Below are 1,875 nucleotides of genomic sequence, written 5' to 3'. Positions count from 1 at the left end.
TAAGAATTGTCATATCTGAATTCTTACCAAAAAAGAGTTATTTTTTACCAGAAACACAAACTATTTTACACTACCGGCTCGACGGACGGCTATAAGCCTTTAATGCTAGGCCAGCGTCTCAAGGCGCTGGCTTTCGCTTTGCTCCAGCCACTCTGCTTTTGACTCGTCGCCGCCCTTAAAAGGGCATTTGTATTACTTCGCCTTAACCCTTAAAAGGGTCTTCATATTCTTTTACACTAAGCTTATCCTGCATAATATCATATCTTTCCTGTTCTTGGATGTATTTACGTACTGTGGCGTCATTTACCCCTACTGTACTTACATAATATCCTTCACTCCAAAAATGCCTATTTCCAAATTTATACTTTAAATTTGCGTGCCTATCAAATATCATAAGTGCGGACTTCCCCTTTAAATATCCCATAAAGCTGGAAACACTGTATTTTGGCGGTATACTAACTAACATATGGATATGATCGGGCATAAGATGCCCTTCAATAATTTCCACCCCTTTGTAAGAGCACAACTGTTTTATAATATCCCTAATATCAGCTTTGTATTGATTATAAATTATTTTTCGTCTATACTTTGGAGTGAAAACAATGTGATATTTACACATCCATTTTGTGTGTGATAAATCATTGGTTTTCTTTGCCATAAAATCACCTTTCCTTTCTTAATAGTGGCTGGACACCTCTATTATAACGCGGAAAGGTGATTTTTGCGTATAACGATGGCCACCACCCGCAAAGCAGGTGGATTATAGTTCAAAACACCTACACGATGCGTAGATGTTTTGAACAGGCTAAAGCCGTAATAAAAATATCCCAGGGTAGCAGCTTACATTGCTCCCCTGGGATGTTCTTTTACACTACAAACCGATACCCGCTCCCAACCACCGTTTCAATGTACGCGTCCCCGATCTTACGTCTGAGGGAATACACCACATTCGCCACCGCCGCCCCACAATGCTCCGAGTCCGCTTTCCAGACCGCTTCGTAGATCTGCTCTTTAGGTAGAACCCAGGGTGACGATCATCTCCCCAAGCACCGCATTTTTTCTGATCAGCTTTATGATGTATGCGGTGGCTCTGACGTATAAGTACCTTTTTGAATCAAGAGTTTTTCTTGTCCTTTTTCAAAAAATAAACAGCAATTCCACCAACTAACAGTGGGAATATAACTCTCCCATAGTTTACTCCACCAATTCCTCTCGCAGAAATACCTTGCGTCAAATAGCTAATGCTCGTTAAAAAGCCACTAATCGCTAAAACTAAAACTACTATACATACTTTCTTTTTCATTTAAGTTATCCATCCTCTCCATAATCATTTATATACCAATCATCTAATACATTTACTGATGTATGATCTAAAAAAAACAACGTAATAGAGAAAGAGTATTCCCGTCCTGTCGTTCTATCTGTACACTCGATGTTGATTGTGTCTGTAAATTCTTCCCTCGGCCTAGAATAATCAAAAGATGATGAATATTTGTTGCTAATTTTACCGTTTTCTGCGAAAACACTATAACTAAAATCATCAACTGCCGATACAACATAACAGGTCACTTTTTCAAATTGCCCGGTTTCCAAAGAGGTTTTATCCACTACCACCTGAAAAGGCAGTGATTCAAATTCACTTATAACACTTTTATTTGATGTTTCATTAGAATGCACTTGCGAAACACTGGAGATATGGAAAATACCCATATAACAAATCATAAGTATAATAAATATTTTTCCCATGCAATATTCCCTCCCATAATTTTCTCTAAATTAGCTCCCATAGCCATATTTCTGTAAGCGCAAAATATTGCTACGCTACCCATGAATCACGCTTGCACCAAAATGATAGATGCAAGCGTTTTACTCTAT

The 1,875-nt window shown here is 38.3% G+C and carries 3 protein-coding genes and 1 pseudogene; all 4 read right to left on the bottom strand.

The features are described from left to right. Window positions 1–202: 202 nt before the first annotated feature. On the bottom strand, window positions 203–658 hold the full coding sequence (gene tnpA / locus ACESZH_RS23820; protein WP_373219572.1) for an IS200/IS605 family transposase: 456 nt from the start codon (window positions 656–658) through the stop codon (window positions 203–205). A 208-nt stretch (window positions 659–866) separates the two neighbouring features. Further along, window positions 867–1,013 (bottom strand): annotated as a pseudogene (locus ACESZH_RS23815) (winged helix-turn-helix domain-containing protein); the annotation flags it as partial. A gap of 101 nt (window positions 1,014–1,114) precedes the next feature. Continuing rightward, window positions 1,115–1,303: a hypothetical protein gene (locus ACESZH_RS23810; RefSeq protein WP_373219570.1), complete on the bottom strand. Its 189-nt coding sequence runs from the start codon at window positions 1,301–1,303 to the stop codon at window positions 1,115–1,117. Between the two features lie 5 nt (window positions 1,304–1,308). Further along, a complete protein-coding gene (locus ACESZH_RS23805; RefSeq protein WP_373219569.1) occupies window positions 1,309–1,746 on the bottom strand; it encodes a hypothetical protein in 438 nt (145 codons plus the stop codon). Window positions 1,747–1,875 lie beyond the last annotated feature (129 nt).

The sequence above is a fragment of the Ruminococcus sp. 5_1_39BFAA genome, assembly GCF_964240875.1.
Classification (GTDB): domain Bacteria; phylum Bacillota; class Clostridia; order Lachnospirales; family Lachnospiraceae; genus Blautia_A.
This window is presented reverse-complemented; position numbering and strand designations above follow the sequence as displayed.

Excerpts from the sequence above, each read along its gene's own strand:
- ACESZH_RS23805 (WP_373219569.1), bottom strand. The coding sequence starts at position 1,746 with ATGGGAAAAATATTTATTATACTTATGATTTGTTATATGGGTATTTTC.
- tnpA (WP_373219572.1), bottom strand. The coding sequence starts at position 658 with ATGGCAAAGAAAACCAATGATTTATCACACACAAAATGGATGTGTAAA.
- ACESZH_RS23810 (WP_373219570.1), bottom strand. The coding sequence starts at position 1,303 with ATGAAAAAGAAAGTATGTATAGTAGTTTTAGTTTTAGCGATTAGTGGC.